This window comes from Enterobacter sp. NFIX58 (genome assembly GCF_900110475.1).
Lineage (GTDB): Bacteria > Pseudomonadota > Gammaproteobacteria > Enterobacterales > Enterobacteriaceae > Enterobacter > Enterobacter quasiroggenkampii.
On sequence record NZ_FODW01000002.1, the window covers coordinates 598,266 to 612,054 of the forward strand.

Here is a 13,789-nt window from a genome sequence, read left to right on the forward strand (position 1 = left end):
CAACACAATGGAAGGTTTCGATAATGAAATTCCGCATGACTCTGGCTCTGGCCCTTTTTTCTTTAAGCACAGCATCCTTCGCCAATTCTCTCTGTCAGGAGAAAGAACAGGATATTCAGCGTGAGATCGGTTATGCCGAAAAGCATAACAATCAGCACCGTGTTGATGGTCTCAAAAAAGCGCTGAGCGAAGTGAAAGCGAACTGTTCAGACAGCAAGCTTCGTGCCGACCACCAGAAGAAAATCGCTGAACAGAAGGACGAGATAGCCGAGCGCCGTCGCGACCTGCAGGAAGCGAAAGAGAAAGGGGATGCGGAAAAAATTGCTAAGCGCGAGAAGAAGTTGAAAGAAGCGCAGGACGACCTGAAAGCGCTGGAAGCTCGCGATTATTGAGTTAACGGAAATCTCAACAGGAGAGAATCATGTCAAAAGATACGACGTCTGAACATCTGCGCGCTGAACTGAAATCCCTGGCCGATACCCTTGAAGAGGTGCTGAACTCCTCTGCTGACAAGTCAAAAGAAGAGGTCAGCAAGCTACGCAGCAAGGCGGAGCAGGCGCTGAAAGAGAGCCGCTATCGCCTGGGTGAAACCGGTGATGCACTGGCAAAACAGACCCGCGAAGCGGCCGCGCGTGCGGACGAATACGTGCGTGATAATCCATGGACAGGCGTAGGGATTGGTGCCGCAGTCGGTGTGGTACTGGGTGTCCTGCTGACGCGTCGTTGATATGGAAGATCCTCGTCACGCACAAGGGCCTGCTAACAACGTCCTCGGCATCGGCCAGCGTATTTTAACGACGCTGGTCGGGATTGCCGAAACGCGCGTCCGACTGGCAGTGGTGGAGCTGGAAGAGGAGAAAGCCAACCTCTTCCAGATGCTGCTGATGCTCGGACTTACCATGCTCTTCGCCGCGTTTGGTCTGATGAGCCTGATGGTGTTAATCATCTGGGCCATTGACCCGCAGTATCGTCTTAACGCGATGATTGCCACCACCGTCGTTCTGCTGGTCGCCGCGTTGATTGGCGGTATCTGGACGCTGCGTAAAGCGCGTAAATCCACGTTCCTGCGCCATACGCGTCAGGAGCTGGCTAACGATCGCGCCCTGCTGGAGGATGACAAGCCGTGAGCGGTAAAGCCGAACGTCAAAAGCGAAAAGCGTACCTGCTAAGCCAGATCCAGCAGCAACGGCTGGATCTGTCGGCGAGCCGCCGCGACTGGATTGACGCGACGCGACGGTTTGACCGGGGCTGGAACACCTTCCTGAGCCTGCGTTCATGGGCGCTGGTCGGCAGCAGCGTGATGGCTATCTGGACGGTTCGTCATCCAAATATGCTGATCCGCTGGGCGCGCCGTGGATTTGGTGCCTGGAGCGCCTGGCGTCTGGTGAAAGCCACGATTCGTCAGCAGCAGTTGCGGTAGCCTTCTCGCCGGGTGGCGGCTACGCCTTACCCGGCCTACTTGCACGCGTAGGCCGGGTAAGCGCAGCGCCTCCCGGCAAAATCCTCTCCCCTCCCTTACTCAATATCTTTGAAGAAGATTGACAGTTTTCCTTGCTAACAATCGCCCACCGTCACGTTTATGATGCTCTCCATCGACAGCAACGACGCGGTATCTACCCGGAATTGCAGACAAATAACGTTCAGCCGCTGATGTGGTTTCCTGGAGAGTAAAATGAAAAAATTAGAAGATGTTGGTGTACTGGTAGCGCGTATTCTGATGCCAATTCTGTTCATCGTGGCAGGTTGGGGAAAAATCACCGGTTATGCAGGCACCCAGCAATATATGGAAGCCATGGGCGTTCCGGGGTTCCTGTTGCCACTGACCATTCTTCTTGAGTTCGGCGGCGGCCTGGCAGTCCTGTTCGGCTTCCTGACCCGCACCACCGCGCTGTTTACTGCAGGCTTCACCGTGCTGACGGCGTTCATCTTCCACAGCAACTTTGCGGAAGGCGTGAACTCTCTGATGTTCATGAAAAACCTGACCATCGCGGGTGGCTTCCTGCTGCTGGCCGTTACTGGCCCGGGCGCATACAGCATCGACCGCGTTCTGAATAAGAAATGGTAAGCACGCTATACTGAATAAACACAAAGCGAGGAGACATCTCCTCGCTTTTGCTATCTGACGGAGGAGAAAAAATGGGACAACTCGTAGACGGCGTCTGGCAGGATGTCTGGTATGACACCAAATCCACCGGAGGTCGCTTTAAGCGCTCTGTTTCGGCCTTCCGTAACTGGCTGACCGCCGACGGTGCGCCGGGCCCAAGCGGCGAAGGCGGCTTCGCGGCTGAGAAAGATCGTTATCATCTTTATGTTTCCCTCGCCTGCCCGTGGGCCCACCGCACGCTGATCGTGCGCAAGCTGAAAGGTCTCGAATCCTTCATTCCGGTTTCCGTCGTCAACCCGCTGATGCTGGAAAACGGCTGGACGTTTGACAGTGATTTCCCTGCGGCAACTGGCGACGAACTGTATCACCACGATTTCCTATACCAGCTCTATCTGCGCGCCGATCCGCATTACACTGGTCGCGTGACCGTGCCGGTGCTATGGGACAAGAAAAACCAGACGATTGTCAGCAATGAGTCTGCGGAAATCATCCGCATGTTCAATACCGCATTTGATGCCCACGGCGCCCGTGCCGGGGATTACTACCCGGTTGAACTGCGCGATAAGATTGATGAGCTGAACAGCTGGATTTACGACAACGTCAACAACGGTGTCTATAAGGCCGGTTTCGCCACCAGCCAGGAAGCGTATGACGAAGCGGTCGGGAAGGTGTTTGAATCACTGGAACGCCTGGAACAGATTCTGGGCCAGCATCGCTACCTGACGGGCGATCGCCTGACGGAAGCGGACATTCGCCTGTGGACCACGCTGGTTCGCTTTGATCCGGTCTATGTCACCCATTTTAAGTGCGATAAACACCGCATCAGCGACTACCTGAACCTGTATGGTTTCCTGCGCGACATCTACCAGATGCCGGGCATCGCGGATACGGTCGACTTCGACCATATTCGCACCCACTATTTCCGCAGCCACAAGACCATCAACCCGACGGGTATTATCTCCATCGGCCCTTGGCAGGACCTGGATGAACCGCACGGGCGCGACGTGCGTTTTGGATAAAAAGTAAGGGCATCACCAGATGCCCTTTTTTAATTCACAATCTCCATCTATCCTTACTTTGATTGCTTAGAAAACAAGTGATTGACCGATTATTGAGGCAAGGAAAATGGACTGGTATTTAAAAGTACTGCGCAACTACATTGGATTTGGTGGCCGCGCCCGCCGCAAAGAGTACTGGATGTTCGTTCTGGTGAACTTCGTCCTGATTATGGTGCTGGGCATCGTGGATAAAATTCTCGGCTGGGAGCGGGCTGGTGGTGAAGGCGTACTGACCACCATCTATGGCCTGTTAGTCCTGCTGCCATCATGGGCGGTACTGTTCCGTCGGCTGCACGATACCGATCGTTCGGCGTGGTGGTTACTGCTGCTGCTGATTCCGATCGTGGGCTGGATCGTGATTTTGATCTTCAACTGTCAGAGTGGGACGCCGGGCGAAAACCGCTTTGGTCCGGATCCTAAGATCGGCGCATAAAAAAAGCCCGGTGGCGCTTCGCTTACCGGGCCTACTCGCTTATTTGTTGTGGTGCGCAAACAGCTTTGGAATTTCACGCAGGCACCACGATTTGGCTTCGCCCATGCTGTCGCGACGCCACGCCATAATGATATCCACTTCGCTGGTGTACTCCGGGCTCACGACCCGCAGTCGCCCTTCCGCAATATCTTTTTCCACAAACGGGTACGGCATCGTCGCCACGCCCAGACCGGCCAGCAGCGCCTGCCGTTTGTCTTCCAGCGAGGTCACCGTCAGACGAGGCTGTTTATCCAGCAGCTGCACCGTCAGCACCGGACGCTCGCGCGCGGTATCCGCGACCGCCACGCCGCGATACTTCACGCGTGTGACTTCAGAGAGCGGCTCCGGCTCCTGGTGAATCGGGTGGTTGGGGGCGGCAACGTAGACGTTCATGACGCTGTAGAGCTTGCGCGAGTTGATTTCTGACGATGAGCGGAAGTGCATGTCCGGTGCAATAACGATATCCGCCCTGCCCGTCTCCAGACGCTCCCACGCCCCTGCCAGCACCTCGGTGATGATGGACAGCTGCGTATTGGCCTTCGCCGCCAGGCGGTCCACCAGCGGGAACAGCGCTTCGGTCGGGACCAGCGCTTCGGTAACTAACGTCAGATGCGTTTCCCAGCCGCGCGCGAGCGCTTCGGCGTCTGTCGTCAGCTTATCCGCCGCTTCCAGCAGCACGCGGCCGCGCTCCAGCAGCATTCGGCCCACGTTGGTGAATTTTGTTCGATGACCGGAGCGGTCAAACAGCACCACGTCCAGCTCTTCTTCCAGCTTCTGCATGGTGTAGCTCAGCGCAGACGGAACGCGCCCCAGTTCATTGGCCGCCGCCGCAAAACTGCCGCGCCGGTCAATCGCGTCCATGACGCGAAGCGCCTCAAGCGTCAATGCTCTCTCTTTAGCCATCTCGTTCTCATTCAGGAAATTTGAACATACCAGGCAGAATATCTGGCTAACAATGAAGCGTCCATACCTTTACCATTGTTTTAGTGTAAAGAGAGGTCAAGTTTATGATTACGACAAGAACAGCTAAACAGTGCGGACAAGCCGATTTCGGTTGGCTGCAGGCCCGCTACACCTTTTCCTTTGGACACTACTTTGACCCTAAACTCCTCGGTTACGCTTCACTGCGCGTGTTGAACCAGGAAGTGCTCGCCCCGGGTGCCTCCTTCCAGCCGCGTACGTACCCGAAAGTCGATATCCTGAACCTGATCCTGGAAGGCGAGGCAGAATACCGCGATAGCGAGGGCAATCATGTCCAGGCAAAGGCTGGCGAAGCGTTGTTAATTTCCACGCAGCCGGGCATCAGCTACAGCGAGCATAACCTCAGCAAAGACAAAACGCTGACCCGCATGCAGCTGTGGCTCGACGCCTGCCCTGAGCGGGAAAATCCGCTGGTACAGAAGTTAGATTTAACGGGCGATAAGCAGCAGCTGATTGCATCGCCGGATGGCAGCAAAGGGAGCCTGCAGCTGCGTCAGCAGGTGTGGCTGCATCATATCGAGCTGAAAAAAGGTGAACAGGCAAGCTTCCAGCTTCATGGTCCGCGCGCCTATCTGCAGTCCATTCACGGTACGGTGCATGCGGTGACGCACACGGAAGAGAAAGAAGCCCTCACCTGCGGCGACGGGGCGTTTATTCGTGATGAAGCGAATATCACCCTGGTGGCGGATACGCCACTGCGCGCGCTGCTGATTGATTTGCCGGTTTAAGATAAACACGATCCCTCGCTCGATCGGTTCCCTCTCCCAGTGGGAGAGGGTTAGGGTGAGGGATAACGGGTTGGATTAAATCACAACACCTTACTCGCCATAATTTCAATAATCTGCCGGTCCGTTGCCTGCATCGAGCGGCACGCCAGCGCGCACAGGTTCGCGATCGACTGCTCCACATCGTGCGCGACAATCCCCTCGTTGCCCGTTACGCCCGACTCATCCAGCGCCATCATCACCGCTTTCCAGGCGCTACTGACGCTGGTAGAGACCTTCATGGCGCAGCTGTTTGACGCGCCGTCGCAAATCATCCCGCTGACGTCGCCGATCATACTGCCGATCGCCATCGCGATGGTCTGGTAACGGCCACCCATCAGCCACGCCATTCCCGCCGCAGCGCCCATCGCCGCCGTTGTCGCCGCACACAGTGCGGACAGGCGTGGAAGCTGATAATGGATATAGATCGCCGACAGATGCGACAGCATCAGCGCCCGCGCCAGCCGTTCGTCACCGGCCTGAAGATGCTCAGCCACAACAACGACGGGCATGGTGGCGGTGATCCCCTGGTTACCAGAGCCCGAATTGCTCATCGCCGGCAGCGTCGCGCCGCCCATCCGGGCATCCGAGGCGGCGCTGGTGCGAATAACAATGTCTGAACCCAGATCCTGCGCCAGCCATCCGCGCGAGCGCTGCTTATCAAGCGTTGCGCCAATATGCAGCCCCCACTTCCCACTGAGCCCTTCGCGAGAGAGCGCATCGTTCAGTTGTCCTGCTTCCAGGATGAAGCGGATGGCCTCAAATGGCACCTGCTCGACAAACTCCAGGATCTGCGACAGCGTAGCGTGCGACAGTACCGCCAGCGGATCGTCACCTGTCTCGGCTACTGGCTTATCCAGCGTAAAGCGCGTTTCCCCCTGGCAAACCACTTCCACCACCCGGGTATGCCCGCCCGCGATGGTCACCATCGCCGAGATATCCCCGGCATAAACGCAGGCGCGGGAATAGAGGATCTCATCACAGGGCTGCTGCAGTTTTACCTGCACTTGCCCTGCCTCAAGCAGGGCTTTGGCGCGGACCAGTGCATCGGCGGTGGCATCTTTCAATACCTCCAGTCCGGCGTGCGCATTACCGCCAATCGCGCCCAGCGCTGCCGCAATCGGTAACCCGACCATGCCGGTACCCGGCACCGTCACGCCCAGTCCGTTTTTCATCAGGTTCGGCGAGACCCACGCCTCAATCCGTGTGACCTCCCCCGGCAGAAAGTCTGCGGCAATCGCACAGGCCAGTGCCAGAGAGACGGGTTCGGTACACCCAAGGGCAGGCTTCACTTCTTCCTGCACCGCGCGAATAAATTGATTCCATAAAGGATGAGTATGCTCAGACATCGTTACGACCTTAATGACCCTCAGGAGAATGCGAGGAAAGGAGAAACACAAAGCAGCAGTCCGGTGATGATGATTATCACCAGCGATACGCCTTTATATTTATGCAGCGCCGGTACCTTGTAGACCAGCCATGCCGGGATCAGGCAACCCACCATGCCGAAGATGGGGCTGCAAATGGAGGTGAAGCTCAACACCGGCGCGTTCAGGACTATCGCGCTCCAGGCCAGCAGAATGGCGAACAGCATAATCCCGCGCTGGACAGCGTTTTCATTGATTCTTTCTGCCGGCATTTTGCGGCGCAGGATGTTCATGACGATACCCTGCGTAGCCTCGCGGAAGCCGAGGTAAACGCCGAAGAACGCGGTCATCACAGCGAAGATATTGAGGATCACGCTGACGATTTTGACCCAGCCCGCGCCGTCGCCGCTGATGAACTGCGCCGCAATCGCCAGGGCAGAGATATTCTGCTCGTAGGCTTTGACCGCCTCATCGTGCCCCATCGCCAGGGTGAAGGAGACGGCGTAGAAGAAGACCGTCACAAACAGGATGCCAAAGGCAATGTTCATCGCCCGCAGTGCCTTATGACGCGCCACCTCCACCGATTTTTCACGTGAACGATACGAGATCACCATCGGGCTCAGGGTCTGAATAAAGAGAATGGAGGTTAAGGTAAAGGGCAGCGTAATGATGGCGTTTTTAATCAGCAGCCCCAGCGGCGGCAGCATGCCCACGTTGGCTAAATGCCAGAGGCCAATCATTGACAGCCCCAGCGCCGCAACGACAAACAGCTTGGTAAGCACCATCAGGCTTGAAACTTTAAACAGCAGCTTTTCACCGCGTGAAGAAATCGCGACCAGAATGCAAATCAAAAATAAACCGTAGAACGGATTTTCCGAGAGCAAACCGTCGGTCACGCCGAAGGTGTGCAAATACGAGGCGCTGTCGTTGGTAATGGCCGTGGAATAGACAAACATCCAGATCACCAGCATGACGAAATAGAGCGCACCTAATAAAATCCCCCAGTTCTTACCCAAATACCCGCTAATTACGCTCGGGTAGTCTTTGCATTCCGGGGATTCCGCCAGCGTGTTAATAAACAACCGCTGGAATAAATACATGGCGGGATAACCAATAATGGAGGAGAGCAAAAATACCCACAGCCCCATTAATCCGACCTGCACGGGGAGAAAAACAATCCCCGCGCCGATAGCCATCCCAATACTCATGATGACCCAACCCGTGTCGGTGCTATCGAATTTAATCGCCTCTCGCCACTCGCTTTCACTCATTCCCGCCCGCCTTGCCGCGGGGGAATCATTCACAATGACACTGCTGTTTGTTGCCGTATCCATGGGGCACTCGCTTATTTTGTAGGGTAAACAGTTGTTTTTATAGGGTTCCGATCGCCAGCGATTGCGATTCAGATGGCAGCAGGTGCTTGTTATTGGTGTGAGAAAATCTTAACCGGAGCGAGGGAGAAAAAAGTCACAACCTTTATGAGGATTTTCGAATGATAGAGGAAAATTTGCTTTTTTACTGGGTTGATAGACGGTATTTTTCTAAAAGTGACGCCGATCAAGAAATAAAAACCCGCGCGGTGCGCGGGCTGAAAATCAGTGAGCCAGCGCGTTAGCCATATCCGTTCTTATCTGTTTGCGCTGTTCCGGCGTTAACACCTGGCTGACGTCGAAGTAATATTTCACGCGGTAATAGCGGGTCTGCTCTTCAATTTTGCTGAATGCACTAAGCTGGCTTTTCACCGTGCTTTCGTCCCATTTACCCGCCTGGAACATGTCGATCAGCGCACCGTCCTTCACGCCCGTCATTGGGATCTTGCTGACATTTTGTTCCAGCTGCTTATGCAGATCGTCAATCTTCTTAACCTGCTCGTTGCTGAGCTTCAGGTGCTGAACCAGCGGGTCCTGCGATGGAGACGGAGCAGCCTCAACGTTAGCGGCCTGTGCCGTAAAACTGCACACGGCCAGCGTGGCGGCGGCCAACGCAATACGGGTCATTTTCATCATCTTACTGTCCTTACATTCTGTTATAGGGGAAAGCAGGCGTATTGTTTTTCAAGAGCGGATGAATATGTGTGAGTAATTATATAAACAATTTTGTATGTTTAGCGGGCAAAAAAATGCCCCCCGCAGTGAGGGGCATGAGAAGGGGTTTACGTCAGATTGACTGTGTAAACGTTCGCGAAATCACATCCTGCTGCTGCTCGCGTGTCAGGGCATTAAACCGCACCGCATAGCCCGAGACGCGGATGGTCAGGTTCGGGTAGTTCTCGGGATGCGCAATGGCATCGAGGAGCATCTCCCGGTTCATCACGTTAACGTTCAGGTGCTGCCCGCCCTCAATAGACGCTTCGTGATGGAAGTACCCATCCAGCAGCCCTACCAGGTTGGTTTTGCGCACCAGCTCGTCCTTGCCCAGCGCCTGCGGCACGATGGAGAAGGTGTAGGAGATGCCATCTTTGGCATAGGTGAACGGCAGCTTGGCGACCGACGTTAACGAGGCCACCGCCCCTTTTCTGTCGCGGCCGTGCATTGGGTTCGCGCCTGGGGCAAACGGCGTGCCGCCGCGTCGTCCGTCCGGCGTGTTCCCGGTCTTCTGCCCGTAAACCACGTTGGAGGTGATGGTCAGGATCGACTGAGTCGGAACCGCGTTGCGGTAAGTTGGCAGCGCCTGAATTTTCTTCATAAAGCGCTCCACCAGATCGCAGGCGATGCTGTCCACGCGATCGTCGTTGTTGCCGTACTGCGGATAGTCCCCTTCTATCACGAAATCGACCGCCAGACCGGTATGGTCGCGCACCGGCTTCACCGTGGCGTATTTAATGGCGGACAGGGAGTCCGCCGCTACCGATAGCCCGGCAATGCCGCAGGCCATGGTGCGGTAAACGTCCCGGTCGTGTAGCGCCATCAGCGAGGCTTCGTAGCTGTACTTATCATGCATGTAGTGAATGAGATTCAGCGCGCTGATGTACTGCACCGCCAGCCAGTCCATAAAGTGATCGAGGCTCGCCATCACGGTGCCGTAATCCAGCACGTCGTCCAGCAGCGGCTCGGTTTTCGGGCCGACCTGGATCTTCAGCTTCTCGTCCACCCCACCGTTGATCGCGTACAGCAGCGTTTTGGCGAGGTTAGCGCGCGCGCCAAAGAACTGCATCTGCTTGCCGATCACCATCGGGCTGACGCAGCAGGCAATCGCGTAGTCGTCGCTGTTGAAGTCGGCACGCATCAGGTCGTCGTTTTCATACTGCAGCGACGAAGTAACGATCGACACCTGCGCGGCGTATTTCTTGAACGCGATCGGCAGCTGTTCTGACCAGAGGATAGTCAGGTTCGGCTCTGGCGCGGGTCCCATGGTGTGCAGCGTGTGCAGATAGCGGAAGCTGTTTTTGGTCACCAGCGTGCGGCCGTCCAGCCCCATGCCACCGATCACTTCCGTGGCCCAGATCGGATCGCCGGAGAAGAGCGTGTCGAATTCCGGCGTGCGAAGGAAGCGCACCATGCGGATCTTCATGATGAAGTGGTCGATCAGCTCCTGCGCCTGCACCTCATTCAGGCGTCCCGCCTGCATGTCGCGTTCGATGTAGATATCGAGGAACGAGGCCGTACGCCCCAGCGACATGGCTCCGCCGTTCTGGGATTTCACCGCCGCCAGGTAGGCAAAATAGAGCCACTGCACCGCTTCCTGGGCATTCATCGCCGGGCGTGAGATATCAAAGCCATAGTTCGCCGCCATCTGCTGGATCTGCAGCAGCGCGCGCTTGTGCTCCGCAAGCTCTTCGCGCAGGCGGATCGTCGCCTCAAGATCTTCGCCGCGCTCCAGCCTGCCCTGCAGATCGGCGAACTGAAGTTCACGCTCGCGTACCAGATAGCGGATGCCGTACAGCGCCACGCGGCGGTAATCGCCGATGATACGCCCGCGCCCGTAGCCGTCCGGCAAACCGGTTAGCACGCCGGATTTGCGGCAGCGCATCATCTCCGGGGAGTAGACGTCAAACACCCCCTGGTTGTGGGTTTTGCGCAGCTCGGTAAAGAGATATTCAAACTGCGGATCCATCTCCCGCCCGTAGGCCTCAAACGAGCTGCGGATCATGTTGATCCCGCCGTACGGATGCAGGGCGCGCTTGAGCGGCTTGTCGGTTTGCAGGCCGACGATCGTCTCCAGATCCTGGTCAATATAGCCCGGCCCGTGGGCCGTAATGGTGGTGGCAATGTTGGTGTCAAAATCCACCGGGGCGTGGGTGGCATTCTCCTGACGAATGCCGACCATCACCTTCTGCCACAGCGCCGTCGTTGCTGGCGTCGCCTGCGCGAGGAAAGCTTCATCGCCGTCGTAAGGGGTGTAGTTATGCTGAATAAAATCGCGCACGTTGACGGCGTTTTTCCATTCTTCACCGCGAAACCCGGCCCATGCGTCGCTGTAGGGGGCGACGCCCGTATCGATTGTTACGTTCATGTGTTTCTCGCTTTATCAGGCGTAAGCCGCAGCCGGGGTAACCTTCCCAAGACGGAGGGCGTCCAGCGCGATCATTTTTTCTTCGTTGGTAGGGATCACCGCGCAGGCCACGCGGGACGAATCGGTGCTGATGACGCGCTCACCCGCGCTGCCCGGCAGGGAGTTTTTGGCGTCGTCGAGGAGGATGCCAAACACCTTCAGGTGTTCAGCCACCAGGGCGCGAATCAGCGTTGAGTTTTCGCCGATGCCGCCGGTAAAGACCACCGCATCCAGGCGGTGCAGCGACGCTGCGTGCCCGGCAATGTGTCGCGCAATGCGGTGAATGAAGGTCTGGATCGCAAGCACAGCCCGCTCGTTGCCTTCATGCCAGGCTTTCTCCAGCGCCCGCAGGTCAGAAGAGATGCCGGAGATCCCCAGCAACCCGGACTCTTTGTTGACCACGCGCTCCAGATCCTCAAACGACTGACCGGTCTGCTGAGCAATCCACGCCATCGCGCCAAAATCCACGTCGCCGCAGCGCGTACCCATCATCAGTCCTTCCAGGGGGGTCATCCCCATGGATGTATCCACGCTTTGGCCGTTGCGCACCGCGCAGATGGATGCCCCGTTGCCGAGATGGGCGATCACCAGGCCGCTGTCATCGGGGGACAGCCCGAGAAGCGAATGTGCCTGCGCGGCCACATAGCGGTGAGAGGTGCCGTGGAAGCCGTAGCGGCGCACGCCCAGCGCTTCAAAATAGCGGTACGGCAAACCGTACAGATACGCCTGCGGCGGCAGCGTCTGGTGGAAGCTGGTATCAAATACCGCGACCTGCTGCACGCCCGGGAATAGACGCTCTGCGGCTTCCACGCCGCTCAGGTTGGCGTAGTTATGCAGCGGCGCCAGCGGAGAGACCTGGCGGATCTGCTCAATCACCTCTTCCGTAATCAGGGTCGACTCGCTGAAGAGGTCGCCGCCGTGCGCAATGCGGTGGCCAATTAAGGCCACGCTGCTCATCAGGTCACGCTTCTCCAGCTCCAGGGCGATGGCAGCCAGCGCCCCTTCGTAGTCCTGGTGAGCCAGTCTGGCTGGCTCACCCCCGTTCACGGAAATAAAGGCCTTTTCAGTGTTGATGCCGTCAGCAATGCCCGTCATCAGGGCGTCGCAACTGCTGGCGTCGAGCACCGAAAACTTAACAGAGGACGAACCGCAGTTAATTACCAGTACAACCGGAAACTCAATCATCATGTGACTCCGCTCTTCCTGAGCAATGGTTTAGAACAGTTTGTAAACGATATTCAGAATGGTCAGCAGGCCCACAACCGTGACGAAGATGTTCTCGGGTTTGCCCTTATATTTCGCCATGGCTGGCACTTTGCGGATGGCGTACATCGGCAGCAGGCACAGCAGAGAGGCGATAATTGGCGCGCCCATGGCTTCGATAAGGTCGAGAATATTCGGGTTGGCGTACGCCACAATCCAGGTGGAGCCCATGATGAAGACCATGCTGATGGTGTTCAGTTTGCCGACAGAGACCTTCTTCTTATCGCCTTTGTAGCCGAACTTGAGGATCAGGCCATTCAGCCCTTCCAGCGTGCCCAGGTAGTGGCCAAAGAAGGATTTGAAGATAGCGACCAGGGCAATAATGGAAGCGCCGTATTCCAGTACCGTCGCAAACGTCGATTTGGTGCCGGACATGGAGGCAAAGTGGTTCGCCAGGTAAGAGAGCACCGGGATGTTCTGCGCTTTGGCATCCGCCATGTTCTGCGGAGAGAGCGTAAACAGGCAGCTAAAGGCGAAGAACATCACCACGGCGACCATCAGCATGCTGGCGCGACCGATGATTTTGGAACATTTCTGCTCGGTGAATTCTTTACCGAACTCCGGCTCGTACTCTTCGCGCTTGGAAACCACAAACGAGGAGACGATAGGCGAGAAGTTAAAGGAGAAGACCATGATGGAGATCCCCAGCCACACCGTGACCAGGATGCCGTCATGGCCGGTGAAGGCGATATCGCTCAGGTTGACCTGGTCGATCACCGCGGAGTTCCAGTAAGGGATCAGCGACAGGGAAATTAGCACCAGACTGGCAATAAACGGGAATACCAGGAAGCTCATCACCTTCACCATCAGGTCCTTACCGAACCAGATAACAAAAGCCATCAGCAGCAGCAGGAACAGCGCCACCACGCCGCGGTTCAGCGCAGGCAGCTGGAGCTGGTTTTCCCAGAAGGTCATGAAGGTGTTAGTAATGGTGACGCCGTAAATCCACAGCAGCGGGCAAATGGCAAAGAAGTAGAGGAACGTGATCACCACCCCGCCGGTTTTACCGAAATGCTCTTCCACCGTTTCGGTAATGTTGCCGGAAACGTTGCTGCCGGACAGGCAGAGGCGCGCCAGCGCGCGGTGGCAGTAAAACGCAATCGGGAACGCGAGAACCAGCATCAGCAGGATAGGGATTAATCCGCCAAAGCCTGCGCGAATGGGGAAGAACAGCACGCCTGCGCCAATGGCGGTACCAAACAGGCCAAGCGTCCAGGTGGTATCAGACTTACGCCAGGAGGACGTTTTTGTCTGGCCAACGATAATGCTTTCTGTGTTGCTCATAGGTC

15 protein-coding genes are annotated in these 13,789 nt (G+C 56.7%); 8 read left to right on the top strand and 7 right to left on the bottom strand.

Annotated elements, in window-relative coordinates:
- Positions 1 to 23 precede the first annotated feature (23 nt).
- The 7 genes from BMW97_RS12510 to BMW97_RS12540 all read left to right on the top strand — a co-directional run bounded on the left by BMW97_RS12510 (position 24) and on the right by BMW97_RS12540 (position 3,595).
- Positions 24 to 392 (top strand): DUF1090 domain-containing protein, encoded by a 369-nt coding sequence (locus BMW97_RS12510; protein ID WP_008503142.1) that lies wholly within the window; start codon positions 24 to 26, stop codon positions 390 to 392.
- 29 nt (positions 393 to 421) lie between these two features.
- The gene (locus BMW97_RS12515) at positions 422 to 727 is read left to right on the top strand and encodes an ElaB/YgaM/YqjD family protein (protein ID WP_008503141.1); all 306 of its coding nucleotides are present in this window, start codon (positions 422 to 424) and stop codon (positions 725 to 727) included.
- A 1-nt stretch (position 728) separates the two neighbouring features.
- A complete protein-coding gene (locus BMW97_RS12520) occupies positions 729 to 1,127 on the top strand; it encodes a phage holin family protein (RefSeq protein WP_014885329.1) in 399 nt (132 codons plus the stop codon).
- A complete protein-coding gene (locus BMW97_RS12525) occupies positions 1,124 to 1,420 on the top strand; it encodes a YqjK-like family protein (RefSeq protein WP_008503139.1) in 297 nt (98 codons plus the stop codon). The genes BMW97_RS12520 and BMW97_RS12525 overlap by 4 nt, the downstream gene beginning before the upstream one ends.
- 252 nt (positions 1,421 to 1,672) lie before the next feature.
- Complete coding sequence (locus BMW97_RS12530) at positions 1,673 to 2,065, top strand: DoxX family protein (protein ID WP_023309292.1); 393 nt, start codon at positions 1,673 to 1,675, stop codon at positions 2,063 to 2,065.
- Between the two features lie 71 nt (positions 2,066 to 2,136).
- Positions 2,137 to 3,123: a glutathione S-transferase family protein gene (locus BMW97_RS12535; protein ID WP_090392884.1), complete on the top strand. Its 987-nt coding sequence runs from the start codon at positions 2,137 to 2,139 to the stop codon at positions 3,121 to 3,123.
- A 106-nt stretch (positions 3,124 to 3,229) separates the two neighbouring features.
- Positions 3,230 to 3,595, top strand: a complete 366-nt coding sequence (locus BMW97_RS12540) for a DUF805 domain-containing protein (protein WP_023615581.1) — start codon at positions 3,230 to 3,232, stop codon at positions 3,593 to 3,595.
- Positions 3,596 to 3,634: 39 nt separating this feature from the next.
- Here BMW97_RS12540 and BMW97_RS12545 read toward each other — a convergent pair whose 3' ends face one another.
- Positions 3,635 to 4,537 (bottom strand): LysR family transcriptional regulator, encoded by a 903-nt coding sequence (locus BMW97_RS12545; protein WP_090392886.1) that lies wholly within the window; start codon positions 4,535 to 4,537, stop codon positions 3,635 to 3,637.
- A gap of 104 nt (positions 4,538 to 4,641) precedes the next feature.
- Between BMW97_RS12545 and BMW97_RS12550 the strand changes: the two genes are divergently transcribed.
- Positions 4,642 to 5,343: a pirin family protein gene (locus BMW97_RS12550; protein WP_023309295.1), complete on the top strand. Its 702-nt coding sequence runs from the start codon at positions 4,642 to 4,644 to the stop codon at positions 5,341 to 5,343.
- An 80-nt stretch (positions 5,344 to 5,423) separates the two neighbouring features.
- On the opposite strand, the gene BMW97_RS12555 is transcribed toward BMW97_RS12550, so the two are convergent.
- The 6 genes from BMW97_RS12555 to tdcC all read right to left on the bottom strand — a co-directional run bounded on the left by BMW97_RS12555 (position 5,424) and on the right by tdcC (position 13,784).
- Positions 5,424 to 6,728, bottom strand: coding sequence for an L-cysteine desulfidase family protein (locus BMW97_RS12555; protein WP_045910068.1), 1,305 nt, complete (start codon positions 6,726 to 6,728; stop codon positions 5,424 to 5,426).
- A 20-nt stretch (positions 6,729 to 6,748) separates the two neighbouring features.
- The gene (locus BMW97_RS12560; RefSeq protein WP_045910069.1) at positions 6,749 to 8,080 is read right to left on the bottom strand and encodes an SLC5/6 family protein; all 1,332 of its coding nucleotides are present in this window, start codon (positions 8,078 to 8,080) and stop codon (positions 6,749 to 6,751) included.
- Positions 8,081 to 8,341: 261 nt separating this feature from the next.
- Entirely contained in the window at positions 8,342 to 8,752 is a 411-nt protein-coding gene (locus BMW97_RS12565) for a Spy/CpxP family protein refolding chaperone (RefSeq protein ID WP_045910070.1), read from the bottom strand.
- A 151-nt stretch (positions 8,753 to 8,903) separates the two neighbouring features.
- On the bottom strand, positions 8,904 to 11,198 hold the full coding sequence (pflB, locus tag BMW97_RS12570) for a formate C-acetyltransferase (RefSeq protein ID WP_045910071.1): 2,295 nt from the start codon (positions 11,196 to 11,198) through the stop codon (positions 8,904 to 8,906).
- Between the two features lie 15 nt (positions 11,199 to 11,213).
- A complete protein-coding gene (gene tdcD / locus BMW97_RS12575; RefSeq protein ID WP_045910168.1) occupies positions 11,214 to 12,422 on the bottom strand; it encodes a propionate kinase in 1,209 nt (402 codons plus the stop codon).
- A gap of 30 nt (positions 12,423 to 12,452) precedes the next feature.
- Positions 12,453 to 13,784 (bottom strand): threonine/serine transporter TdcC, encoded by a 1,332-nt coding sequence (gene tdcC, locus BMW97_RS12580; protein WP_045910072.1) that lies wholly within the window; start codon positions 13,782 to 13,784, stop codon positions 12,453 to 12,455.
- Positions 13,785 to 13,789: the final 5 nt, after the last annotated feature.

Excerpts from the sequence above, each read along its gene's own strand:
- BMW97_RS12510 (WP_008503142.1), top strand. The coding sequence starts at position 24 with ATGAAATTCCGCATGACTCTGGCTCTGGCCCTTTTTTCTTTAAGCACA.
- BMW97_RS12515 (WP_008503141.1), top strand. The coding sequence starts at position 422 with ATGTCAAAAGATACGACGTCTGAACATCTGCGCGCTGAACTGAAATCC.
- BMW97_RS12520 (WP_014885329.1), top strand. The coding sequence starts at position 729 with ATGGAAGATCCTCGTCACGCACAAGGGCCTGCTAACAACGTCCTCGGC.
- BMW97_RS12530 (WP_023309292.1), top strand. The coding sequence starts at position 1,673 with ATGAAAAAATTAGAAGATGTTGGTGTACTGGTAGCGCGTATTCTGATG.
- BMW97_RS12535 (WP_090392884.1), top strand. The coding sequence starts at position 2,137 with ATGGGACAACTCGTAGACGGCGTCTGGCAGGATGTCTGGTATGACACC.
- BMW97_RS12540 (WP_023615581.1), top strand. The coding sequence starts at position 3,230 with ATGGACTGGTATTTAAAAGTACTGCGCAACTACATTGGATTTGGTGGC.
- BMW97_RS12545 (WP_090392886.1), bottom strand. The coding sequence starts at position 4,537 with ATGGCTAAAGAGAGAGCATTGACGCTTGAGGCGCTTCGCGTCATGGAC.
- BMW97_RS12550 (WP_023309295.1), top strand. The coding sequence starts at position 4,642 with ATGATTACGACAAGAACAGCTAAACAGTGCGGACAAGCCGATTTCGGT.
- BMW97_RS12555 (WP_045910068.1), bottom strand. The coding sequence starts at position 6,728 with ATGTCTGAGCATACTCATCCTTTATGGAATCAATTTATTCGCGCGGTG.
- BMW97_RS12560 (WP_045910069.1), bottom strand. The coding sequence starts at position 8,080 with ATGGATACGGCAACAAACAGCAGTGTCATTGTGAATGATTCCCCCGCG.
- BMW97_RS12565 (WP_045910070.1), bottom strand. The coding sequence starts at position 8,752 with ATGATGAAAATGACCCGTATTGCGTTGGCCGCCGCCACGCTGGCCGTG.
- pflB (WP_045910071.1), bottom strand. The coding sequence starts at position 11,198 with ATGAACGTAACAATCGATACGGGCGTCGCCCCCTACAGCGACGCATGG.
- tdcD (WP_045910168.1), bottom strand. The coding sequence starts at position 12,422 with ATGATTGAGTTTCCGGTTGTACTGGTAATTAACTGCGGTTCGTCCTCT.
- tdcC (WP_045910072.1), bottom strand. The coding sequence starts at position 13,784 with ATGAGCAACACAGAAAGCATTATCGTTGGCCAGACAAAAACGTCCTCC.